Source organism: Novosphingobium ginsenosidimutans, from assembly GCF_007954425.1.
In the GTDB taxonomy this organism is placed as follows: Bacteria; Pseudomonadota; Alphaproteobacteria; order Sphingomonadales; family Sphingomonadaceae; genus Novosphingobium; species Novosphingobium ginsenosidimutans.
The window spans coordinates 1,105,874-1,125,736 of sequence record NZ_CP042345.1 but is presented as its reverse complement, the minus strand read 5'-3'; the positions used below and the strand labels follow the sequence as shown (position 1 = coordinate 1,125,736).

General features: G+C 65.6%; 26 protein-coding genes. 19 read left to right on the top strand and 7 right to left on the bottom strand.

The genetic code is table 11. The features are described from left to right. Positions 1 to 154: 154 nt before the first annotated feature. The 4 genes from FRF71_RS05645 (at position 155) to FRF71_RS05630 (ending at position 4,268) form a co-directional block, all read left to right on the top strand. Positions 155 to 1,315 carry an acyl-CoA dehydrogenase family protein gene (locus tag FRF71_RS05645; protein ID WP_147089638.1) on the top strand — a complete coding sequence of 387 codons (1,161 nt, stop codon included), beginning with the start codon at positions 155 to 157 and terminating at the stop codon, positions 1,313 to 1,315. Between the two features lie 3 nt (positions 1,316 to 1,318). Further along, entirely contained in the window at positions 1,319 to 2,458 is a 1,140-nt protein-coding gene (locus FRF71_RS05640) for an acyl-CoA dehydrogenase family protein (RefSeq protein ID WP_147089637.1), read from the top strand. 109 nt (positions 2,459 to 2,567) lie between these two features. Next, the gene (locus FRF71_RS05635; protein ID WP_147089636.1) at positions 2,568 to 3,386 is read left to right on the top strand and encodes an SDR family NAD(P)-dependent oxidoreductase; all 819 of its coding nucleotides are present in this window, start codon (positions 2,568 to 2,570) and stop codon (positions 3,384 to 3,386) included. A gap of 3 nt (positions 3,387 to 3,389) precedes the next feature. Beyond that, positions 3,390 to 4,268: an SMP-30/gluconolactonase/LRE family protein gene (locus FRF71_RS05630; protein WP_147089635.1), complete on the top strand. Its 879-nt coding sequence runs from the start codon at positions 3,390 to 3,392 to the stop codon at positions 4,266 to 4,268. Here the strand turns inward: FRF71_RS05630 and gmk are convergent. From gmk to FRF71_RS05615, 3 genes are read right to left on the bottom strand one after another with little or no spacing between them, the layout of a single operon-like run. Then, positions 4,265 to 4,918: a guanylate kinase gene (gmk, locus tag FRF71_RS05625; RefSeq protein WP_147089634.1), complete on the bottom strand. Its 654-nt coding sequence runs from the start codon at positions 4,916 to 4,918 to the stop codon at positions 4,265 to 4,267. The genes FRF71_RS05630 and gmk overlap by 4 nt on opposite strands. Positions 4,919 to 4,948: 30 nt before the next feature. Continuing rightward, the gene (locus FRF71_RS05620) at positions 4,949 to 5,230 is read right to left on the bottom strand and encodes a hypothetical protein (protein WP_147089633.1); all 282 of its coding nucleotides are present in this window, start codon (positions 5,228 to 5,230) and stop codon (positions 4,949 to 4,951) included. Continuing rightward, on the bottom strand, positions 5,227 to 5,712 hold the full coding sequence (locus FRF71_RS05615; protein ID WP_147089632.1) for an SspB family protein: 486 nt from the start codon (positions 5,710 to 5,712) through the stop codon (positions 5,227 to 5,229). Before FRF71_RS05615 ends, FRF71_RS05620 begins: the two co-directional genes overlap by 4 nt. A gap of 83 nt (positions 5,713 to 5,795) precedes the next feature. Between FRF71_RS05615 and hisB the strand changes: the two genes are divergently transcribed. The 12 genes from hisB (at position 5,796) to pal (ending at position 13,624) form a co-directional block, all read left to right on the top strand. Further along, complete coding sequence (gene hisB, locus FRF71_RS05610; protein ID WP_147089631.1) at positions 5,796 to 6,389, top strand: imidazoleglycerol-phosphate dehydratase HisB; 594 nt, start codon at positions 5,796 to 5,798, stop codon at positions 6,387 to 6,389. After that, complete coding sequence (gene hisH, locus FRF71_RS05605; RefSeq protein WP_147089630.1) at positions 6,382 to 7,002, top strand: imidazole glycerol phosphate synthase subunit HisH; 621 nt, start codon at positions 6,382 to 6,384, stop codon at positions 7,000 to 7,002. The genes hisB and hisH overlap by 8 nt, the downstream gene beginning before the upstream one ends. Further along, positions 6,999 to 7,727, top strand: coding sequence for a 1-(5-phosphoribosyl)-5-[(5-phosphoribosylamino)methylideneamino]imidazole-4-carboxamide isomerase (gene hisA, locus FRF71_RS05600; protein WP_147089629.1), 729 nt, complete (start codon positions 6,999 to 7,001; stop codon positions 7,725 to 7,727). Before hisH ends, hisA begins: the two co-directional genes overlap by 4 nt. Beyond that, a complete protein-coding gene (hisF, locus tag FRF71_RS05595) occupies positions 7,724 to 8,482 on the top strand; it encodes an imidazole glycerol phosphate synthase subunit HisF (protein ID WP_147089628.1) in 759 nt (252 codons plus the stop codon). The genes hisA and hisF overlap by 4 nt, the downstream gene beginning before the upstream one ends. 2 nt (positions 8,483 to 8,484) lie before the next feature. Further along, complete coding sequence (locus tag FRF71_RS05590; protein WP_147089627.1) at positions 8,485 to 8,799, top strand: phosphoribosyl-ATP diphosphatase; 315 nt, start codon at positions 8,485 to 8,487, stop codon at positions 8,797 to 8,799. Further along, on the top strand, positions 8,799 to 9,182 hold the full coding sequence (locus FRF71_RS05585) for a histidine triad nucleotide-binding protein (RefSeq protein WP_147089626.1): 384 nt from the start codon (positions 8,799 to 8,801) through the stop codon (positions 9,180 to 9,182). The genes FRF71_RS05590 and FRF71_RS05585 overlap by 1 nt, the downstream gene beginning before the upstream one ends. A gap of 44 nt (positions 9,183 to 9,226) precedes the next feature. Then, positions 9,227 to 9,682: a YbgC/FadM family acyl-CoA thioesterase gene (locus tag FRF71_RS05580; protein WP_147089625.1), complete on the top strand. Its 456-nt coding sequence runs from the start codon at positions 9,227 to 9,229 to the stop codon at positions 9,680 to 9,682. Further along, positions 9,682 to 10,386, top strand: a complete 705-nt coding sequence (tolQ, locus tag FRF71_RS05575) for a protein TolQ (protein ID WP_147089624.1) — start codon at positions 9,682 to 9,684, stop codon at positions 10,384 to 10,386. The genes FRF71_RS05580 and tolQ overlap by 1 nt, the downstream gene beginning before the upstream one ends. Further along, positions 10,386 to 10,847 carry an ExbD/TolR family protein gene (locus FRF71_RS05570; RefSeq protein ID WP_147089623.1) on the top strand — a complete coding sequence of 154 codons (462 nt, stop codon included), beginning with the start codon at positions 10,386 to 10,388 and terminating at the stop codon, positions 10,845 to 10,847. Before tolQ ends, FRF71_RS05570 begins: the two co-directional genes overlap by 1 nt. Positions 10,848 to 10,851: 4 nt before the next feature. Next, positions 10,852 to 11,667, top strand: a complete 816-nt coding sequence (locus FRF71_RS05565) for a hypothetical protein (RefSeq protein ID WP_147089622.1) — start codon at positions 10,852 to 10,854, stop codon at positions 11,665 to 11,667. Continuing rightward, entirely contained in the window at positions 11,664 to 13,037 is a 1,374-nt protein-coding gene (gene tolB / locus FRF71_RS05560) for a Tol-Pal system beta propeller repeat protein TolB (protein WP_147089621.1), read from the top strand. The genes FRF71_RS05565 and tolB overlap by 4 nt, the downstream gene beginning before the upstream one ends. A gap of 71 nt (positions 13,038 to 13,108) precedes the next feature. Further along, positions 13,109 to 13,624, top strand: a complete 516-nt coding sequence (gene pal, locus FRF71_RS05555) for a peptidoglycan-associated lipoprotein Pal (protein WP_147089620.1) — start codon at positions 13,109 to 13,111, stop codon at positions 13,622 to 13,624. A 23-nt stretch (positions 13,625 to 13,647) separates the two neighbouring features. On the opposite strand, the gene FRF71_RS15420 is transcribed toward pal, so the two are convergent. Next, positions 13,648 to 13,824 carry a hypothetical protein gene (locus FRF71_RS15420; protein ID WP_161597893.1) on the bottom strand — a complete coding sequence of 59 codons (177 nt, stop codon included), beginning with the start codon at positions 13,822 to 13,824 and terminating at the stop codon, positions 13,648 to 13,650. 147 nt (positions 13,825 to 13,971) lie between these two features. Here FRF71_RS15420 and FRF71_RS05550 point away from each other — a divergent pair, with 147 nt between their 5' ends. Continuing rightward, positions 13,972 to 14,505 carry a J domain-containing protein gene (locus FRF71_RS05550; RefSeq protein WP_147089619.1) on the top strand — a complete coding sequence of 178 codons (534 nt, stop codon included), beginning with the start codon at positions 13,972 to 13,974 and terminating at the stop codon, positions 14,503 to 14,505. Further along, complete coding sequence (locus FRF71_RS05545) at positions 14,493 to 15,020, top strand: GNAT family N-acetyltransferase (protein WP_238339454.1); 528 nt, start codon at positions 14,493 to 14,495, stop codon at positions 15,018 to 15,020. Before FRF71_RS05550 ends, FRF71_RS05545 begins: the two co-directional genes overlap by 13 nt. On the opposite strand, the gene FRF71_RS05540 is transcribed toward FRF71_RS05545, so the two are convergent. Next, positions 15,007 to 15,483, bottom strand: coding sequence for a PaaI family thioesterase (locus FRF71_RS05540; protein WP_147089618.1), 477 nt, complete (start codon positions 15,481 to 15,483; stop codon positions 15,007 to 15,009). The genes FRF71_RS05545 and FRF71_RS05540 overlap by 14 nt on opposite strands. Positions 15,484 to 15,635: 152 nt before the next feature. Between FRF71_RS05540 and FRF71_RS05535 the strand changes: the two genes are divergently transcribed. After that, a complete protein-coding gene (locus FRF71_RS05535) occupies positions 15,636 to 16,964 on the top strand; it encodes a DUF418 domain-containing protein (RefSeq protein ID WP_147089617.1) in 1,329 nt (442 codons plus the stop codon). A gap of 22 nt (positions 16,965 to 16,986) precedes the next feature. Here the strand turns inward: FRF71_RS05535 and FRF71_RS05530 are convergent, their stop codons facing one another. Beyond that, on the bottom strand, positions 16,987 to 18,273 hold the full coding sequence (locus FRF71_RS05530; RefSeq protein WP_147089616.1) for a cystathionine gamma-synthase family protein: 1,287 nt from the start codon (positions 18,271 to 18,273) through the stop codon (positions 16,987 to 16,989). A gap of 176 nt (positions 18,274 to 18,449) precedes the next feature. After that, positions 18,450 to 19,853 (bottom strand): SLC13 family permease, encoded by a 1,404-nt coding sequence (locus FRF71_RS05525; protein ID WP_147089615.1) that lies wholly within the window; start codon positions 19,851 to 19,853, stop codon positions 18,450 to 18,452. Positions 19,854 to 19,863: the final 10 nt, after the last annotated feature.

Below are 19,863 nucleotides of genomic sequence, written 5' to 3'. Positions count from 1 at the left end.
AGCTTAGGGCTGAGAAAGCCCCGGTCAACGCCCATGCAGTTTACGTTACGGCAAGCGGGACTTGCAGCATGGCCAGCCAAAGCGGCGGAAATCCGCGCTTGCGAAAGGCCGCCGACTCGCCTTAACCTTTCGATTAAGAGAGGAGTCTGCGACTATGTCCGACCTTGATGCCTTCCGGGCCGAAATCCGCGCCTGGCTCGAAGAAAACTGCCCCGCTGAAATGCGCGAACCTGCCCGCAGCGATGACGATATCTGCTGGGGCGGCCGCAAGTTCCAGTTCAAGAGCGAGGCCCAGAAGCTCTGGATGGAGCGCTGCGCGGCCAAGGGCTATACCGTGCCCGATTGGCCCAAGGCCTATGGCGGCGCGGGAATGGGCCCGGCTGAAGCCAAGATCTGGCGCGAGGAAATGAACCGCATCAATGCGCGGCCGCCGCTGTCCTCGTTCGGGATCTGGATGCTTGGCCCGGCGCTGCTCAAGTTCGGCACCGAGGAACAGAAGATCCATTACCTCGGCCAGATCGCCCGCGGTGAAATCCGCTGGTGCCAGGGCTATTCCGAACCCGGCTCGGGCTCAGACCTTGTCTCGCTCCAGACCTATGGCGAGGACAAGGGCGACCACTGGGTGGTCAACGGCCAGAAGATCTGGACCTCCTATGCCAACAAGGCTGACTGGATCTTCTGTCTGGTCCGGACCGACAAGACCAACAAGTACCAGGGCATTTCCTTCCTGCTGTTCGACATGGAAAGCCCGGGCGTCAGCACCAAGCCGATCCTGCTGATCAGCGGCAATTCGCCGTTCTGCGAAACCTTCTTCGACAATGTGAAGGTGCCCAAGCACCAGATCGTGGGTGAACTGAACCGCGGCTGGGACGTCGCCAAGTATCTGCTGGGCCATGAGCGCGAGATGATCTCGGGCGCGGGCGGCAATGATCGGCTCAACACCATCGGCGCCTTTGCCAAGCGCAATGGCCTCGAAGATCCGCTGCTGCGCGCCGAGCTCGCCATGTTCGATGTCGATGCCCTGGCCTTCTCGGCTATGGGTGAGAAGTTCCTCGACGAGATCAAGGTCGGCAAGGCCCACCCGGCCCAGCCCAACATGATGAAGTACGCCGGGACTGAGCTCAACAAGCGCCGTCACGAGCTGCTGATGGCCGCTGGCGGCTCGGCCGCGCTGGAATGGGACAGCGAGGCTTCGGGCGGCGGCGCGAAGGCCCGGACCTGGCTGCGCACCAAGGCCAACTCGATCGAAGGCGGGACCAGCGAAGTCATGCTGAACGTCATTTCCAAACGCATTCTCGACCTGCCGGGAGCCTGAACCATGGCGCTGTATCACACTGAAGACCAGGCCATGCTGGCCGACACCGCGCGCCAGTTCATGGGTGAGGAAGGCACGATCGCCAAGCAGCTGCGCCACTGGCGCGACAAGCAGTGCAAGGACGGGTTCGGCCATGCGCTGTGGAAGCAGTTTGCCGAGCTGGGCTTTGCCGGCATTCTGGTGAGCGAGTCTGATGGCGGCCTGGGCATGGGCAATGTCGAGGCTGGGATCGTACTCGAAGAAATCGGCCGTAATCTAACGCCCTCGCCGTTCCTGACCAGCTCGGTCATGGCCGCTACCGCGATTGGTGCGGGCAATGACGAGCTGCGCGGGCGTTACCTGCCCGGCCTGCTGGCCGGCGACAGCGTCTTCGCTGTGGCGATTGACGAAGGCCCCAAGCACCGGCCCGAACGCATCGCCACCCGCGCCGAGCGTGCCGGCAACGGCTTCAAGCTGACCGGCAAGAAGGCCTTCGTGGTCCACGGCGGCAGCGCCGACATGCTGGTCGTCGCGGCCCGCACAGCGGGTGCCGATGACGACCAGGACGGGATCACGCTGTTCGCCGTACCCAAGGACGCCGCTGGCCTGAACCAGGACGCAGTCCGGCTGGTTGACAGCTCGATGGCCACCCACGTCAAGCTCGACGGCGTCCAGGTCGATGCCGATGCCGTGATCGGCGAAGTCGATGCCGGGCGTGAGCTGCTGAACCGCGTGCTCAACGCTGGCCGGGTTGGCGCGGCAGCGGAAAGCGTCGGCGTGGCTGGCGGGGCCTTTGACATGACCACCACCTACCTCAAGCAGCGCAAGCAGTTCGGCCAGCTGATCGGCGAATTCCAGGCGCTGCAGCATCGCGCCTCGCACCTCTACTCGGAGCTGGAGATCGCCCGCGCGAGCGTGATCAAGGCGCAGCAGCTGCTCGATGCCGGCTCTGAAAAGGCCGAGCTGATGGTTTCGGTCGCCAAGGCCAAGGCCGGCAAGGCGGCCAGCCTCGCGGTCAAGGAAGGGGTGCAGATGCACGGCGGGATCGGCATGACCGACGAGTACGACATCGGCCTCTACATGAAGCGCGACCGGGCGTTGGCCGAATTCATGGGCGACATGTACTACCATGCCGAGCGCGTTGCACAGCTCAGCGGCTACTGACCTTATCCGTCACCCCGGGCTTGACCCGGGGTCCCGCTTCCTTCCTGCGGCGGGCGAAAACTAGCGGGACCCCGGATCAGGTCCGGGGTGACGATGAAGGAATTGGGTTATGGATTTTTCGAAGCTTTTCAGCCTTGAAGGCAAGGTGGCCCTGATAACTGGCGGCAGCCGCGGAATCGGCAAGATGATCCTGGAAGGCTATCTCGCCGCCGGGTGTGCGCGGGTCTACATCACCGCCCGCAAGCGCGAACAGATCGCCGAGACGGTGGCCGAGTTTGAGGCCCAGTACCCGGGCAAGGTGATCGGCCTGCCGGGCGACCTCAGCCAGATGGAAGACCTGAAGCGGCTGGTGGCAGAGCTGTCGGCCCGCGAGAGCAAGCTCGATATCCTGGTCAACAATGCCGGGGCGGCCTGGGGGGCAGAGTTTGACCAGTTCCCCGAAGCCGGCTGGGACAAGGTGATGGACCTCAACGTCAAGAGCCTGTTCTTCCTGACCCAGCAGCTCCACGGTCTGCTCAAGGCGGCCGGCAGCTTCCAGGCCCCAGCCAAGGTGATCAACATCGCCTCGATCGACGGGATGCGACCGAACCCGTGGGAAACCTATTCCTACCAAGCCTCCAAGGCGGCGGTGATTCACCTGACCAAGCGGCTCGCCGCGCGGTTGATCAAGGACAACATCGTCGTCAGCGGGATCGGCCCGGGCGCTTTCCCGAGCGAGATGAACAAGGCCGCCGCCCGCAACCCCGAAGGCAGCGCCAAGGGCATCCCCTACAAGCGCGTCGGCGTGGCCGAGGATATGGCTGGCGGGGCGATCTATCTCGCCAGCCGGGCGGGCGACTATGTCGTCGGCACGACGATCCCCATCGATGGCGGCATCGTCAACGGCTGGGTGCCGGAAGTGTTCCAGGACGCCTCGGGCGGGCACTGAGCCGTGAAACGCCAGGTCCGCACCCTCGCCAGCGGCATCCATTTCGGTGAGGGGCCGCGCTGGCGCAACGGACGCCTGTGGTTCTCGGACTTTTATGCCCACTGCGTCTATTCGCTCGACCTCGCGGGTGACCTGCGGGTCGAGCTGAAGCTAGAAGGCCAGCCATCGGGCCTTGGCTGGATGCCCGATGGCTCATTGCTGGTGGTGCGGATGGAGCTGCGCCAGGTCTGGCGGCGCTGGCCCGATGGCCGCTTCGAACTGCACGCCGACCTGACTGATCACTCCGCGTTCATGTGCAACGACATGGTCGTTGACGCGCAGGGCCGGGCCTATGTCGGCAACTTCGGTTTCGATCTGGGCGCTGCCCTGGCTGAGCGCGGACCGGCCGGGGTCATGGCCGATCACCCGACCACCGTGCTGGCCCTCATCCAGCCAGATGGCTCGGTTGGTGATGCCGCCCCGGGTGAGCGGTTTTCGTTTCCCAACGGAGCCGTGATCACGCCTGATGGCCAACACCTGATCCTGGCTGAAACCTTCGGGGGGCGATTAACCCAGTTCGACATTGGCGAGGACGGATCGCTGACCAATCGGCAGCTGTTTGCCACCACCCTGCCGCGCCTGCCCGACGGGATTTGCCTTGATGCCAACGGCGCGGTCTGGATCGCCAACCCGACGGCCCCCGAATGCGTGCTGATCGCCGCTGGCGGCGAAGTGCTCGAAGTCATCCCGACCGGCGATCTCAACTGCTATGCCTGCATGCTCGGCGGTCCCGAAGGCCGGCACCTGTTCATGCTGGTGGCGCCCGGAACCGGGCCGGGCAAGACCCCCGGCGGCAAGGTGCTGGTGGCCGAAGTGGACGTCGGCCGCGCCGGCTGGCCTTAATCCCGCATCAGTTCCCGCACGAAGCCGATCAGCCCGGTTTGGCGGGCGCGTTTCATGCGTTCAGCGTGGAGGATTTCGCAGACCTGGTGGTAACAGGCCTCGATGTCGTCATTGATCACGACATAGTCGTAGCCGTCCCAGTGACTGATTTCGGCCCGGGCGCGTTCCATGCGGGCGGCGATCACTTCGGGGCTGTCGGTCCCGCGCCCGGTCAGGCGGCGGCGCAGCTCATCAATGCTGGGCGGCAGGATGAAGACCCGGACCACGTCCTGCTGGTCCTTTTGGTAAAGCTGCTGGGTGCCCTGCCAGTCAATGTCGAACAGGAAGTCCTGCCCTTCCTTCAGTCCAGCGCGGATCTGGGCCTTCGGCGTGCCATAGCTGTGACCGAAAACGGTTGCCCATTCATAGAATTCGTCTGCCTCGACCATCCGGTCGAACTCGGCCTGGTTGACGAAGTGGTAGTGCACCCCGTCAACTTCGCCCGGCCGGATCGGGCGGGTGGTGGCGGAGACGGAGAGGGCGATCTGCGGATCACGCTCAAGCAGCATGCGGCTGATCGTGGTTTTCCCGGCGCCAGATGGCGAGGACAGGATCAGCATAAGCCCGCGGCGTTGCAGGGCATTGCTGGCGGAATTGGCGGCTTCGACCATGCGCTCCATTCGCGCATGGCGCGCGCGTGATCAAGCCTTGGGCTTGGGGTTTTGCCCTGTCGCCTTGCCTTTACGGGCCTTGCGCCGGTCATAAAGCTTCTTGGCGACCAGGCCCGAGGTGACCACAATCGCCCCCGGGACCGAACGCGTCGCCACGCGCATCGCCACGGCGCCCGCAATCCCGGCAAAGATGTTGCGCTTGACCTTTTCTTCGCTTGGCGTGTCGGGCAGCACCTTGTCGACCACGCGGTTGAGCAGGGTGCCGCCGCCGTGGCGCGCCAGCCGGGCGAGGATGCGATCGGGCGAGGTCATTTCTTGCGCCCGAAATCGACCGAGACGACGTTCGAGCCTGTTTCCCCGTCGGCTGCCGGCGGACCGTCATTCTCGGCCTCGTCGTGCGGCTCGGGCTCGTCATCTTGGCCCAGCGCCTGGAATTGCAGGCCAAAATCGACCGCGGGATCGACGAAAGCGGTGATCGCGCTGAACGGCACGTCGAGCTTGGCGGGTACCTGGTTGAAGGTCAGCCCGACGGTAAAGCCCTGATCATCGACGCCCAAATCCCAGAACTTGTTCTGGAGAACGATGGTCATCTCGTCCGGAAAGCGCTCCCGCAGGTGGGGCGGGATCGACACCCCCGGCGCGCCGGTCTTGAAGGTGATGTAGAAATGATGCTCGCCCGGCAGGGTCCCGCCGGAGGCCACGATCTGGCCAAGCACCCGGCCGACCACGGCGCGCAGCGCCTCCTGCACGATTTCGTCGTATGGGATCAGGCTGTCCTGCGCATCATCAGTCATGACTTCACAAGTGGCCACGGTGCTCGCCACGGTCAAGGGCAAACCGCTTGCGTGCTGCCGTTTCGGGCCTATAGGCCAGCCCCATGCGTACCGGACGGATCGCCCGCAAGACTCACGAAACCGACATCCTCGTCGAAGTGAACCTCGACGGGACGGGGTCCTATGATGTTAGCACCGGGATCGGCTTTCTCGATCACATGATCGAGCAGTTCAGCCGCCACTCGCTGATTGACATCACCTGCCACGTGAAGGGCGATCTCCACGTCGATCAGCACCATACGACCGAGGACAGCGCGATTGCGATCGGCCAGGCCATTTCCGAGGCCTTGGGCGACAAGGCCGGGATCGGCCGTTATGGCACGGCCTACAGCCCGATGGACGAGGCGCTGGCCCGCGTCGCGCTCGACATTTCGGGCCGCCCCTGGCTGGTCTGGAACGCCAAGTTCACCCAGGAACGGCTGGGCGAAATGGACACCGAACTGTTCGAGCACTGGTTCCAGTCGATTGCCCAGGCCGTCGGCATCACGCTCCATATCGAGCTGCTCTACGGCACAAACAACCACCACATCTGCGAAGGCATCTACAAGGGCTTCGCCCGGGCGATGCGGCAGGCGGTGGAACTCGATCCGCGCAAGGGCGGAGCGATTCCCAGCACCAAAGGCCAGCTCGGTGGCTGAAGTCGTTGCCCTCGTCGATTACGGCGCGGGAAACCTTCACTCCGTTGCCAATGCACTGAAGGCAGCAGGGGCGGAAGGCGTCCAGATCACCGCCGACCCGGACGTTGTCCGCGCCGCAGATCGCATCGTTCTTCCCGGCGTCGGCAGTTTCAAGGCCTGCGCCGAAGGGCTGCGGGCCATCCCGCATCTGGTTGAGGCGATGACCGAACGCGTGCTGATCGGCGCTGCGCCGTTCCTCGGCATCTGTGTCGGCATGCAACTGCTCGCCTCGCGCGGGGTCGAGCATGGGGTTACGCCAGGGCTTGACTGGATTGGCGGCGAAGTGCGGCTGGTCGAGCGGACCGATCCGGCGATCAAGATCCCGCACATGGGCTGGAATGATGTGATCGTCCGCCCGCACGCCCCGCTACTTGAAGCGGGTGAGGCCTATTTTCTGCACTCCTACCATTTCGTGCCCGAGGACGGGCACCATGCCCTGGCGATGACCGACCATGGCGGCGGCCTGGTTGCTGCGGTTGGGCGTGACACGATCCTAGGGGTGCAATTCCATCCGGAGAAGAGCCAGGCCTATGGTCTGGCGCTGCTTCGTGCGTTCCTGGACTGGAAGCCATGATTGTCTTTCCGGCCATTGACCTCAAGGGCGGCCAGGTCGTTCGCCTGTCGGAAGGCGATATGGACCGCGCGACGGTCTATGGCGACAATCCGGCGGCACAGGCGCAGCTCTTTGCTGCTGCCGGTTCGCAGTTCCTGCACGCGGTCGATCTCGACGGCAGCTTCGCCGGTCGGGCTGAGAACCGGGCTGCGGTCGAATCGATCCTCGAAGTGTTCGAAGGCCACGTCCAGTTGGGCGGCGGGATCCGCACGCGTGAGGCGGTTGAGGGCTGGTTCGATCTTGGCGTGAGCCGGGTGGTGATGGGTTCGGCTGCGCTCAAGGATCCCGAATTCGTCAAGGACATGGCGCGCGAGTTTCCGGGCGGGATCGTCGTCGCGGTCGATGCCCGCGATGGCATGGTCGCGACCGAGGGCTGGGCCGAAGTGTCCGACGTACCGGTGGTCGATCTCGCGCGCCGCTTCGAGGATGCCGGGGTTGCCAGTCTGCTGTTCACTGATATCGGCCGTGACGGCCTGCTCAAGGGCGTCAACATCGAGGCCACGGTTGACCTCGCCCGCCAGGTCGACATTCCGGTGATCGCCAGTGGCGGCGTGAAGGGGCTGGATGACATCCACATCCTCTCGCTCCACGCGGTCGACGGGATCGAAGGCGTGATCACCGGCCGCGCGCTCTACGAAGGCCGGCTCGATCTGGCGGCGGCGATTGCGATGGCGAACCGGGCATGACCGTCCGCGTCCGGGTCATTCCCTGTCTCGATGTCGCCAATGGCCGGGTGGTCAAGGGCGTGAACTTCGTCGACCTCAAGGATGCCGGCGATCCGGTCGAGCAGGCGCGGGCCTATGACGCGGCCGGGGCGGATGAGCTGTGTTTCCTCGATATCAGCGCCAGCCACGAAGGGCGCGGAACCTTGCTGGATGTGGTTCGGCGCACTGCCGAAGTCTGCTTCATGCCGCTGACTGTCGGCGGCGGGGTCCGTGCGGTCGAGGATGCCCGGGCACTGCTGCTGGCCGGGGCCGACAAGGTGGCGGTCAATTCCGCCGCCGTCAGCCGGCCCGAAGTGGTGGCCGAGATTGCCGAGCGGTTCGGTAGCCAGTGCGTCGTCGCCTCGGTCGATGCGCGGCGGCAGGGCGATCACTGGGAGATCTTCACCCACGGCGGCCGCCAGGCGACCGGGATCGATGCCGTGGCGCACGCGATCCGGCTGGCCGAGCTGGGTGCGGGCGAATTGCTGGTCACCTCGATGGACGGCGATGGCACCCAGGCCGGCTATGACCTGGAACTCACCCGCACGATCGCCGATGCCGTGTCGGTGCCGGTGATTGCCAGCGGCGGGGTGGGGACACTCGATCACCTGGTCGAAGGCGTTACTAGGGGTCACGCCAGCGCGGTCCTGGCCGCCTCGATCTTTCACTTCGGCAAGCACACCATTGCCGAGGCGCACGCGGCCTTGCGCCGGGCGGGACTTCCGGCGAGAGGGTAGCGATGGACACAATCTCACGCCTTGAAGCTGTGATTCGCGCGCGTTTCGATGGCGATCCAGGCTCCAGCTATGTCGCCAAACTGCACGCGAAGGGTGGGGATGCGGTCGCCCAGAAAGTCGGCGAAGAGGCGGTTGAACTGATCATTGCCCACCTTGCGGGAACGCACGAGCAAGAAGTGGCCGAGGCGGCGGACTTGATCTTCCACCTGCTCATTCTGCTGGCTGAGCATGATATTCCCTTTGCCCAGGTCCTGGCCGAGCTTGAGCGCCGCGAAGGAACCAGCGGGATCGCCGAAAAGGCCAGCCGGAGCGAATAATGCCGATCGATCCTACCCTGCCCTATGACGACCACAACGTCTTCGCGAAGATCTTGCGCGGCGAAATCCCGAACCGCACGGTCTACGAGGACGAGTGGGCGCTCGCGTTCCACGACATCAACCCGCAGGCGCCAACGCACGTGCTGGTGATCCCAAAGGGGCCTTACGTCAGCTGGGATGATTTCTCGGCCGGGGCTTCGGCCGAAGAGATCGCCGGCTTCGTCCGCGCAGTCGGCCATGTCGCGCGCAGCCTGGGGCTGGTCGAGCCGGGCTATCGCCTGCTCGCCAACATCGGCCAGCACGGCCACCAGGAAGTGCCGCATCTTCACGTCCATCTGTTCGGCGGCAAGCCGCTTGGCCCGATGCTGGCGCGGTTCGACTGATCGCGCTCTTGCCCTGCGAGTCGCGCCCCGGCTAAGGCGGGGGCATGGCGACGTTCCCCCCTGCCCCCTCGGGCCTGGTCGATGGCAAGGTGCACCGCTTTGCCGTGCGCGCCTATTTCGAGGATACGGACCTCTCGGGCGTGGTCTATCACGCCAATTACCTGCGCTGGTTCGAGCGTGCCCGGTCGGATTTCGTCCGCCTGCTCGGGATCGACCAGCGGGCGGTCAACGAGGCTGGCGAGGGAGCCTTTGCGGTGACCGAGCTAACCATTCGCTATGCCGCCCCGGCGCGGCTGGACGATGCCGTGCAGATTGAGACGACCTGCGAAGACCTTGGTGCAGCAAGTTGCCGGATGCACCAGGTGGCGCGGCACGAGGACGGTCGCCTCCTTTCCGAAGCGCGGCTGCGCATCGGTTTTGTTTCTCCCGAAGGCCGCCCGCGGCGAATGCCCGCTGCCTGGCGCGATGCCTTTGCCACTATCATGCCCGAAGGATCCTGATGAGCACCCTTGCCCTCTTGGCCACTGCCCCGACCCGGCTTGATCCGGTCAAGCTGTTCTTCGATGCGGATATTGTCGTCCAGTCGGTTATGGCCGGGCTGATCCTCGCCTCGGTCTGGGTCTGGGCGATCATCATCTCGTTCTCGCTGCGCATGGCCGGGATCCGCAAGCGGACCGAAGCTTATGAGCGCGATTTCTGGAAGGCGGCCGATATCGACGCGTTCCAGGCCGAGCGGGGCGCCAAGGAAGCCGGTGAAATCCCTTCGGCGCGGGTTGTTTCGGCCGGGCTCGGCGAATGGCGCCGTTCGACTGCTGCCAAGGTGATTGACCGCGAAGGCACCCGCCAGCGGTTAGTCGCGGTGATGGACAGCGCCGTTGCGCAAGAGGCGGACAGGCTGGCTGAACGTTTGAATTTTCTTGCCACGGTCGGATCGGTTGCACCCTTCGTCGGGCTGTTCGGCACGGTCTGGGGGATCATGAACTCGTTCTTCCAGATCGGCTCACAGCAGAACTCGTCGCTGGCCGTGGTTGCGCCGGGCATCTCCGAGGCGCTGTTTGCCACGGCGATCGGCCTGTTCGCGGCAATCCCGGCGGTGATTGCCTACAACCGCTTTTCGCACCGGGTGAACCAGCTGGAGGCGCGGATGCAGCGTTTTGCCGACCGCTTCCACGCCAGCCTCAGCCGCGAACTGGACGCGGTTTAATGGGCGCCAGCCTCTCTCCTGGCGGTGGGCGCAGCGGGCGGGGGCGCCGCCGTGCCCGGACGCCAGTGTCCGAGATCAACGTGACGCCGCTGGTCGACGTGATGCTGGTGCTGCTGATCATTTTCATGGTCACGGCCCCGCTACTCAACGCCGGGGTACCGGTGGACCTGCCCGACAGCCGTGCCCAGGCGCTCGACCAGGAACCGCAGCAGGTGAACCTGACCCTGGCGCGCGACGGCCGGCTCTATCTTGACCAGACCGAGATCGAGCGTGCCGCCTTGCCTGACCGGCTCGCCTCGATCCCGCCGGGCGCAGATGGCAAGCTGCCGCTCGTGACGCTGCGGGCCGACAAGAGCCTCGACTATGGCGAGGTTATCGCCGTGATGGGCGAGCTTAATCGCGCCGGGTTCAACGCCATCTCTTTGGTCACCAACAGTTCAGGTGCGTCCGGACAGGACTGAGCCGATGGCCGTGACCGCTCTTCGCCGCGATGAAGGACTGGCGCTGCTGGCTGCGGTGGCGGCGCACGTTGTGCTGGTGCTGGTGCTGACGATCCGGCCGAGCGCCCTTCCCTTGCCGCCGCCCGAGCGGATTACCGTGACGCTAAGCGACGACGTCGGGCTGATCTCGACCTCACCCTCCACCGCCCCTGCGGCAGCGGAGGAAGCACCCGAACTGGGCGAACAGGCGGCCCCGCACCCCGCGCCCGTGGCTCAGCCCGAACCCCTGCCCAAGCCGCTGCCACGCGCCACCATCGCGCCGCCGCCCAGGCCCGCGCCGCTAATCAAGGCTACCCCCGCCAAGGCCCCGCCAGCCAAGGCCGCCACGCCCGCGCCAAAGGCACCGCCGGCCAAGGCCGTAACCAAACCCGGCGCGAGCCGGATCGGCGATGATTTCCTGAAAGGTAGCCCCAGCGGCACGGCCAAGGCCCCGCCCGGCCCGCCGCCTGCCGCCACGATCGGCCCGGCGGTGCGCTCGGCGCTTTCAGGGGCGATCTCGCGCCAGTTGAAGCCCAAATGGGTCGCGCCGCAGGGGGCTGAAGCCGAACTGCTGGTGACCATCCTGACCTGGGATCTCAACCCCGATGGCTCACTGGCCGGCAATCCCCGGGTGGTTCGGCAGGAAGGCATTACCGATGCCAACCGCGCCCAAGCTGCGCGCCACGCCGAGCAGGCGATTCGCGCCGTGCGCCTGGCTGCGCCCTTCAACCTGCCGGATGAGTTCTATCCGGCGTGGAAACGTATCACCACCTTCCGTTTTGACCGAAAGCTGTCGCAATGATCCGTACCTCGCTTGCCGTACTTGCCCTGCTGGCCGGGTCGCCGCTGCTGGCGCAGCAGTCCACCCCCACGCCGCAGCCGACCGTGGCCGTCCCGGCTGAGGAAGGGCTGTCAGGCTCGGTTTCCGACGAAAGCGACTGGCAGGACCTTGGCATCGCGATTCCGGCCTTTGCCACCAATGCCGATGTGCCGACCGCAACCAGCGCCGGCTCGACCGGGGCGCTGGGTTACAGCCTCGCCCAGGTGATCACCGCCAATCTCAAGAACAACGGCCTGTTCAAACCGGTCGGGCCAGACAGCCTGCCGCGCCCGGCGTTTGAGGAGGTCCGCACCCCCAGCTTCGATACCTGGTCCGGGCGCAGTGCCGAAATGCTGGTTCAGGGCTTTGTCCGCCCCGGCGATGGCGACCAGCTGCTGGTTGGCTGCTATCTCTACGACGTTGCCCTGAAGCAGCAGCTGGCGAGCGCCGCCTGGCAGGTCGCCCCGGGTGACTGGCGCCGCGCGGCGCACAAGTGTTCGGACATGGTCTATGCCCGCCTCTCGGGCGAAAGCCCGTTCTTCGACAGCCGCATCGCCTATATCGCCGAGACGGGACCCAAGGACCGGCGGATGAAGCGGCTGGCGATCATGGATTCGGATGGGGCCAACCACCGCTACCTGACCACCGGGCAGACTACGGCGCTGACCCCGCGCTATTCGCCCGACTACAAGTCGATCCTTTACCTCAGCTACTTCAACGGTCAGCCCCGGATCTACATCTACGATCTGGAGCGGGGCAGCCAGCGGCTGCTGCTGCAGAGCCAGAACCCGCTGTTCGCGCCGCGCTGGTCGCCCGATGGAAAATGGGTGCTCTATTCGATGGCGGTTGCCGGCAATACTGACATCTACAAGATGCCGGCCAGCGGCGGCGCGGCAGTGCGGCTGACCGATACGCCCGGGATCGACATCGGCGGCTCGTTCTCACCCGATGGCAGCCGGATCGTGTTCGAAAGCGACCGTTCGGGCAGCCAGCAGGTCTATGTAATGAACGCCGATGGCTCGGGCCAAAAGCGGATCAGCTTCTTTGGCGGGCGCGCCGCAACGCCCGAATGGAGCCCGCGCGGCGACCAGATCGCCTTTACTCATATCGCCGGCAATCTCCGCATCGCGGTGATGGGCCCGGGCGGCGGCGAGCTGCGCTATCTGACCGATTCGTGGCAGGACGAAGCACCGACCTGGGCGCCCAACGGCCGGATTATCCAGTTCTTCCGGACCGCGCGGGGCAGCGGCAAGGCCTCGCTCTGGCAGGTTGACCTGACCGGTCGCAACGAGCGGCGTCTGCAAACTCCGGTCGATGGCTCCGATCCCGCCTGGGGACCACTTCGTCCCTGATGGAACCCAGATCGCCATTGACTCGGTTGTTACCGCACCATCACAATGCTCGAAATTCAAAGGAGAGTTCCATGGCCAAGACCCGCCTGACCCTCACCGCCGTGATCGCGGCCGCGCTGGCGCTGGGCGCCTGCTCGAAGAAGGCCCCCCAGCAGCTTCCGCCCGATCCGGGTCCGGCGGTTTCGACCGGCTCGACCGAGGGCACTTCCTCCGCGCCTGCACCCGGCAGTCAGGCCGACTTCGTTGCCCAGATGATGGGCCAGGACACGATCTACTTCGATACCGACAAGTTCAATGTCGACGCGGCGGATCAGGCTGCGCTCCAGGCCCAGGCCGGGTGGCTGCAGAAGTACCCGGGCAAGCGCGCCACGATCGAGGGCCATGCCGACGAGCGCGGCACCCGCGAATACAACCTTGCACTGGGGGAACGCCGCGCCAATGCTGCGAAGAACTACCTCGTCTCGCTGGGTGTTGACGCCGGGCGGCTGACCACGGTCAGCTACGGCAAGGAGCGCCCGGTGGCGCTCGGCTCGGATGAGGAAAGCTGGGCCCGGAACCGCCGTGCGGTGACGATTACGATCGACTGAGGAAGACGGTTGACCGGCGCTGCTTACTGCAGCGTCGGCAGCAGCTGGCCGATATCGGGCAGGGCCGAGGTGTCGGCATGGGCCGACCAGCGCGGCCCTTCGTTCTGCAGGCTGGGGCCGGGCATATCGACTCCCAGCAGGGCATAGGCCGCCATCGCCAGCACTGAGGCGGCAATCGACACGGCGAGTTGCTTGCTCATCATGGTGAAACTCCGGCGGAAATCGCGTGCGGCAGATGCGCCTGCACATGCTGCAATGCAATACGGACTTTTGCCTGCCATTCCTGAACTTTCCCTGAAGGCCGCTTTCGCTTGCGCGGACTCGGTGGGAAGGCCTATCGCGGCGGGATGAGCAGGGCACGCCGATCCGACAATTGGGGCTTCCCGCGCTGGGGCGGCTACGGCGGTGCGCGCGAAACCGTGCAGGTCCGGTTGTGCGACCGTGCCGGCTGCACCGAGCCCGGGACCTGCCCCGCGCCCAAATCGCCCAACAGCCCGGACCGCTGGATGTTCTGCCAGGACCATGCGGCCGAATACAATCGCGGCTGGGACTACTTCGCCGGCCTTACCGCCGAAGAAGCCGCTGAACGCGAGGCGAAGGAGCGCCAGACCCACGAAGGCTTCAAGGAATCGGCGCACTATGCCTGGGCCGGTTCGGGCGATGGCACTCGCAGCCGCGACGAATTGCGCGCGCTTGACCTGCTCGAGCTGGAACCCGACGCCGATTTCGGGGCGATCAAGAAGAGCTACCGGGCCAAGGCCAAGCAGGTCCACCCTGACCTGCGCCCCGGCGACGAGGAAGCCGCCAAGGCCTTTCAGGCGCTGCAACTGGCCTACGAAGTTCTGCGTGCAGCCGAGGAACGGCGGGAGTGGAAGGGCTAGATCCAGCTACCCGCCAGGACCGGATTGAGGCGGGCCGCGTAGTTTTGCGCCGCGCCCGCCCGGATGACCTTGCGATGTTCCATGCCGCAATGAGCGATCCCGGCGTGATGCGCTATTGGGCCACGCCGCCCCATCCAGACCTGGCCATGACCGAGCAATGGCTGGCCGACATGATCGCCGCCGATCCGCTGATCAGCGACGATTTCGTGATCGAATACCAGGGCCAGCCGATCGGCAAGATGGGCTGCTGGCGGCTGCCGGAGTTCGGCTATCTGCTGCATCCGGCCTTTCACGGCCAGGGCCTGGCCAGCGAGGCTCTGGCCGGGCTGGTCCACTATATGCGCAGACGCGGCCTGCCGCGGCTCAGGGCCGATGTCGATCCGCGCAATGCCGCTTCGCTGCGCCTGCTTGAACGCGCGGGCTTTATCGAGACAGGACGAGCCAATCGGACCTGGCTGGTTGGCGGCGAATGGTGCGACAGCGTCTACCTGGAGCTGGCGCTCAACCCTTCTTGAAACGCTTGATCGAGGCCGAGAACGACAGGACGTTGCGGCCGGCATCGTCGATGATCCCGCGCACGAAAACGACGCTGCCGCCGGCCCGGACCACCTCGCCGCGCGCAGTCAGCAGCCGGCCGGGTTCGGCCGCGCCGACGAAATCGCAGTTCATGTTCATCGTCACGCCGTGGACCGAAGTGTCCATGCCGCCGGCGATCATGAACAGCGCATAGTCAGCAAAGGTCATCAGCGCGCCGCCGTGGATATTGCCGCCGCCGTTGCGGTTCTTGGCCTCGGGGATGAAGCCGCAGAGGATGCCTTCACCCTCGGGCTTGCAGTAGAACGGGCCAGCGTGCTCTTCGAAATAGTCGACCGGTTCCCAGTGATACCACCCGGCCCACTGGCCTTCGGCGACCTGGGCCAGGCCCGGGCGGCGGGTGGGTGCGTCCTGTTGCAACTTGTCGTGGGTGTGCTCGCTCATGCCCCTGCCTCAAGCAGAAGCTGCCGTCGCTATCAACCCTTGCCCGATGGCGATGGCCCGCGTAGCTTCCACAATGTCCGCAGCCGGAAGGGTGGGCCGGCTCAACAGGGGCAGTTATCGGGTCGCGCTTTCCCCGCCCGGGGAGAAGTCCGATGGCTGAAGACAATCCGACCTTCGAAGGTCGGGACGCCGTAGCGCCAGTTACCAAGGCGGCGCGCGTCGAATCGCTCGATATCCTGCGCGGAATTGCCGTCTTCGGCATCTTGGCCATGAACATCACGGCCTTTGGCCTGCTGTTCCAGGCCTATGGCAATCCAACCGTGGCGGGCGGGGCGGAGGGACCCAACCTGCTGGCCTTCAAGATCATCAACGTTGGTTTCGAAGGAACGATGCGGGGCATCTTCTCGCTGCTGTTCGGGGCCGGGATCGTGCTCCTGACCGAGCGGATGGAGCAAGCCGGCGCGGGCATCATGGCCGCCGAGGTCCATTTCCGCCGGATGCTGTGGATGATGCTGTTCGGCGTGATCCACTGGACTCTGCTACTATGGACTGGCGAGATCCTGTTTGCCTATTCGCTGTGCGGGCTGGTGCTGTTCTCGTTCCGCAAGCTGGCGCCGCGCCGCTTGCTGATCATTGCCGGCGCGCTCTTGCTGGTCGCCACGGTAATGTCGTTCGGCGGAGCCAAGAGCCTGGCTGAGACCAAGGCAACCGCGACTGCGGCGCTGACGGCCAAGGCAGCCGGCACCAAGCTGACCGCCGAGCAGGAGCAGGCCATCGAAGGATGGGAGCGTGAGCTGAGCCATTGGACCCCGACCCCGGAAAACGCGGCTGAGCAAAAGGCCTGGCACAGCGGGTCCTACCTCGACGCGGTCAGCGGGCAGCTGCCGGGCAGCTTCGAGTTCCAGTGGATCGGCCTGCCGTTCTTCTTCTTCTTCGACATGGTGCCCTTCATGCTGATCGGTATGGCGCTGCTCAAGCTGGGCGTGCTTGGGGCGCAGCGTTCGATGCAGTTCTACCTCGGCATGGTGGTGGCGGGCTATGGTATCGGCCTGCCGCTGGGCTTTTATGAGATGAACCTGATCGTCGGGTCCGGCTTTGACATCGTGGCCGCACGGCAGGCGGACACGACTTACGAGATCAGCCGGCTCGCCATGGTTATCGGCCACCTTGGCCTACTGCTGGCCTTCATCAAGTCTGGTCTGTTCAAGGCGTTCCAGCGCGGCATGGCGGCGGTTGGCACGATGGCGCTCAGCAACTACCTGATGCAGACGATCGTCTGCACCTGGCTGTTCTACAGCTTCGGGCCGGGCCTGGGCCTGTGGGGCCAGCTGGAGCGGCACGAGCTCTATTACGTCGTCGGCGCGATCTGGGTTGCCGAGTTCATCTGGAGCGTGATCTGGCTGAAATACTTCCGCTTTGGCCCGTTCGAATGGTTGTGGCGTTCGCTGACCTATTGGCAGCGCCAGCCGATGAAGCTCTGATCGGCGGGCGGCTGGCGGCGGGTCAGACCGCCGCCAGCGCCTGTTCGAAATCGGCGATCAGGTCATCGGCGGCCTCGATCCCGATCGAGATCCGCACCAGGTTGTCGGTGATGCCCAGCGCGGCCTTGCGCTCGTCCGGCACCGAGAGGTGCGTCATGCTGGCCGGGTGACTGGCCAGCGTCTCGGTCCCGCCCAGGCTGACCGCCAGCTTGGCGATCCTGAGGGCATCGAGGAAGCGGAAGCATTCCGCCTCGCCGCCCTTGAGCAGCAGGGAAAAGGTGCTGCCTGCACCGCTGCAGTGGCGGCCATAGATATCCTGCTGGCGCGGATCGTCGATCATGCCGAGATAGCCAAGGCCCTCGACTTTCGGATGGTCCTTGAGCCAGGCGCAGACCTTGGCGGCATTCTCACCAGCGCGGGCCATGCGCAGTTCGACCGTCTCTAGGCTGCGCAGCAGCATCCAGGCGGTGTTGGGATCGGCGATCCCGCCCATGGTGTTGCGCAGCATCCGGATCGGGGTGAGCCACTTCTTCGCGCCAGAGACCGATCCGGCGACAAGGTCGGAATGACCGCCGACGTACTTGGTTAGCGAGTAGACCACCAGGTCCGCGCCCTGGTCGATCGGGCGGGCCCAGAGCGGGCCGAGGAAGGTGTTGTCGATCGCGATCGGGCATTCGGCACCCAGCGCGGCGTTGCGGGCATCTCGCACCGCCTCGACATCGACCAGGGCATTGGTCGGGTTGGCCGGGCTTTCCAGATAGATCATCGCAACCTTGCCGCCCTGCTTGGCGGCCAGGGCCTTGGCGTCTTCAATCACGGCCTCGATCTCGGCGCGGGTCGCCCCGGCCGGGAAGTCGCGGTAGGTCACGCCGAACCGGCTCATGTGCTTGGCGACGAAGCCTTCGCTGGCCGCATAAAGCGGGCCGGAGTGGACGATCACGTCCCCGGCATTGCACAGCGCCAGCATCAGCACGGTGATCGCGGTCATCCCGCTGGAAAAGCATAGCGCCTCTTCAGCGCCGTCCCACAGCGCGAGGCGGCCTTCGAGGATCTGCTGGTTGGGGCCATTGAAGCGCGAATAGACCAGGCCATCGGTGCCGCCGGGAACCTTACCGGTAATCCCTTCGAAGAAGCGCTTGCCATCGGCGGCGCTGGGGAAGGCAAAGGTGCTGGTCAGGAAGATCGGGGCCTTCAGGCTGCCTTCGGACAGCACTGGATCATAGCCGTGGCTCATCATCAGCGTGGCGGGCGAGAGTTCGTGATTGCCGATATGGGTGATCGCGGCTTTGGGTTTACGCGTGTCGGCCATGGCTGGCGTCCTTCCTGCTGCGCCTTTGGAATGGGCGCGGACGCTCCCAGGAAGGCGGGAGCTGAAGCGGTGCCGGGGGCCCTGGCGCGCCTAACCTCCGCAGGTGCGCATCTCCGCCCGGTCCGGGATGACACCAGACTAACGGGCCGCAAAACTGATTTCAACTGCAACCGGAATCAGGTTAGCGCAGCAACCGCCCAGACGACCCCGACCATCAGCGGCACACCCGCGAGATCAAGCATTAAGCCAGCCTTGAGCACGCGCGGCAGGGCGATATGGCCGGTTGCCCAGGCCAGCGCATTGGGCCCGGTCCCGGCCGGCAGCATGAAGCCCCACGAGGCCGCGAGCGCGGCGGGCAGGGCGAGCAGGATCGGGTCTGCCCCAAGCGCTACCACCAGTGCGCCGACCACCGGCATGATCCCGCTGGCCGCAGCGATGTTGCTGGCGAACTCGGTGACAAGCACGACGAAGCCGACCAGCACCAGCGCCACGATCGGCAGTGGCACAGCCTTCAGCGGCAGCAGCATCTGGCCCATCCAGTCGGCAAGGCCACTTTCGGTCATGCCCATGGCGAGCGCGAGGCCGCCGCCAAACATCAGGATCACGCCCCAGGGCGCGCGGTTGGCCTCGTCCCACTTCAGCAGGGGACGGCCCGTGCCGTCGGGGATGAAGAACAGCGTCAGCCCGGCTAGCGCGGCGATGGTCCCGTCATCGAGCCCGCCCGGCGGGAACAGCGGCTTCAGCAGCGGCATGGTCACCCAGGCCAGCACGGTCACGGCAAAGATCGGGGCCAGGCGCTTTTCCGGTGTGGTCCAAGCCGGCGGCAAGTGGATCGCGGCGCGAGCGGCGGCGGGATCAAAGCTGCTCTCGCCGATCCGCTGGACCTTGGCGATGATCAGTGCGGCCAGCGGGACCGATAGGGCAACCAGCGGCAGCCCGTACATCGACCATTCGACAAAGCTGATCTCCACCCCCAGGCTTTTCTGGAGCAGGGCGACGGCAATCGCGTTGGTCGGCGTGCCGACGATCGTGCCATAGCCGCCCAGCGTCGCGGCAAAGGCCACGCCCATCGGCAGGGCGCCGGCCATGCCCAGCGTCTCACCCTCGCGCACGCCGCCAGAAGCGAGCATGGCCAGTGCCATCGGCATCATGATCAGTGCGGTCGAGGTGTTCGAAATGAACATGCTGATCAGCGCCGTGGCGCACATCACCGCCAGCAGCAGCCGCAGCGGCGAATGGCCGGCGCGGGACAGGATCGCCAGCGCCAGCCGCCGATGCAGCCCGGTCCGCTCAATCGCGAGGGCCAGGAAGGCCCCGCCGAGGAACAGGAACATGACCGGCGAATAATAGGTCGAGGCGGTCTTGTTGGCATCAGCCACGCCGACCAGCGGCAAGACGATGAACGGCAGCAGCGCGGTGACCGACAGCGGCAGCGCTTCAGTCATCCACCAGGCCGCCATCCACCAGACCAGCCCGGCAGTAGGCCAGGCAGGGTCCGGCATGCCCGCCGGGGCCTGGGTCAGCAGGGTCAGGAGGAAGCCGAGCGGGCCCAGCCAGAAGGCGATGCGCCTGGCGGTCATGCTTCCTCCC

Coding starts and splice junctions, on each gene's coding strand:
- FRF71_RS05645 (WP_147089638.1), top strand. CDS start 155: ATGTCCGACCTTGATGCCTTCCGGGCCGAAATCCGCGCCTGGCTCGAA.
- FRF71_RS05640 (WP_147089637.1), top strand. CDS start 1,319: ATGGCGCTGTATCACACTGAAGACCAGGCCATGCTGGCCGACACCGCG.
- FRF71_RS05635 (WP_147089636.1), top strand. CDS start 2,568: ATGGATTTTTCGAAGCTTTTCAGCCTTGAAGGCAAGGTGGCCCTGATA.
- gmk (WP_147089634.1), bottom strand. CDS start 4,918: ATGGTCGAAGCCGCCAATTCCGCCAGCAATGCCCTGCAACGCCGCGGG.
- FRF71_RS05620 (WP_147089633.1), bottom strand. CDS start 5,230: ATGACCTCGCCCGATCGCATCCTCGCCCGGCTGGCGCGCCACGGCGGC.
- FRF71_RS05615 (WP_147089632.1), bottom strand. CDS start 5,712: ATGACTGATGATGCGCAGGACAGCCTGATCCCATACGACGAAATCGTG.
- hisB (WP_147089631.1), top strand. CDS start 5,796: ATGCGTACCGGACGGATCGCCCGCAAGACTCACGAAACCGACATCCTC.
- hisA (WP_147089629.1), top strand. CDS start 6,999: ATGATTGTCTTTCCGGCCATTGACCTCAAGGGCGGCCAGGTCGTTCGC.
- hisF (WP_147089628.1), top strand. CDS start 7,724: ATGACCGTCCGCGTCCGGGTCATTCCCTGTCTCGATGTCGCCAATGGC.
- FRF71_RS05590 (WP_147089627.1), top strand. CDS start 8,485: ATGGACACAATCTCACGCCTTGAAGCTGTGATTCGCGCGCGTTTCGAT.
- FRF71_RS05585 (WP_147089626.1), top strand. CDS start 8,799: ATGCCGATCGATCCTACCCTGCCCTATGACGACCACAACGTCTTCGCG.
- FRF71_RS05580 (WP_147089625.1), top strand. CDS start 9,227: ATGGCGACGTTCCCCCCTGCCCCCTCGGGCCTGGTCGATGGCAAGGTG.
- tolQ (WP_147089624.1), top strand. CDS start 9,682: ATGAGCACCCTTGCCCTCTTGGCCACTGCCCCGACCCGGCTTGATCCG.
- FRF71_RS05570 (WP_147089623.1), top strand. CDS start 10,386: ATGGGCGCCAGCCTCTCTCCTGGCGGTGGGCGCAGCGGGCGGGGGCGC.
- FRF71_RS05565 (WP_147089622.1), top strand. CDS start 10,852: ATGGCCGTGACCGCTCTTCGCCGCGATGAAGGACTGGCGCTGCTGGCT.
- tolB (WP_147089621.1), top strand. CDS start 11,664: ATGATCCGTACCTCGCTTGCCGTACTTGCCCTGCTGGCCGGGTCGCCG.
- pal (WP_147089620.1), top strand. CDS start 13,109: ATGGCCAAGACCCGCCTGACCCTCACCGCCGTGATCGCGGCCGCGCTG.
- FRF71_RS15420 (WP_161597893.1), bottom strand. CDS start 13,824: ATGAGCAAGCAACTCGCCGTGTCGATTGCCGCCTCAGTGCTGGCGATG.
- FRF71_RS05550 (WP_147089619.1), top strand. CDS start 13,972: ATGAGCAGGGCACGCCGATCCGACAATTGGGGCTTCCCGCGCTGGGGC.
- FRF71_RS05540 (WP_147089618.1), bottom strand. CDS start 15,483: ATGAGCGAGCACACCCACGACAAGTTGCAACAGGACGCACCCACCCGC.
- FRF71_RS05535 (WP_147089617.1), top strand. CDS start 15,636: ATGGCTGAAGACAATCCGACCTTCGAAGGTCGGGACGCCGTAGCGCCA.
- FRF71_RS05530 (WP_147089616.1), bottom strand. CDS start 18,273: ATGGCCGACACGCGTAAACCCAAAGCCGCGATCACCCATATCGGCAAT.
- FRF71_RS05525 (WP_147089615.1), bottom strand. CDS start 19,853: ATGACCGCCAGGCGCATCGCCTTCTGGCTGGGCCCGCTCGGCTTCCTC.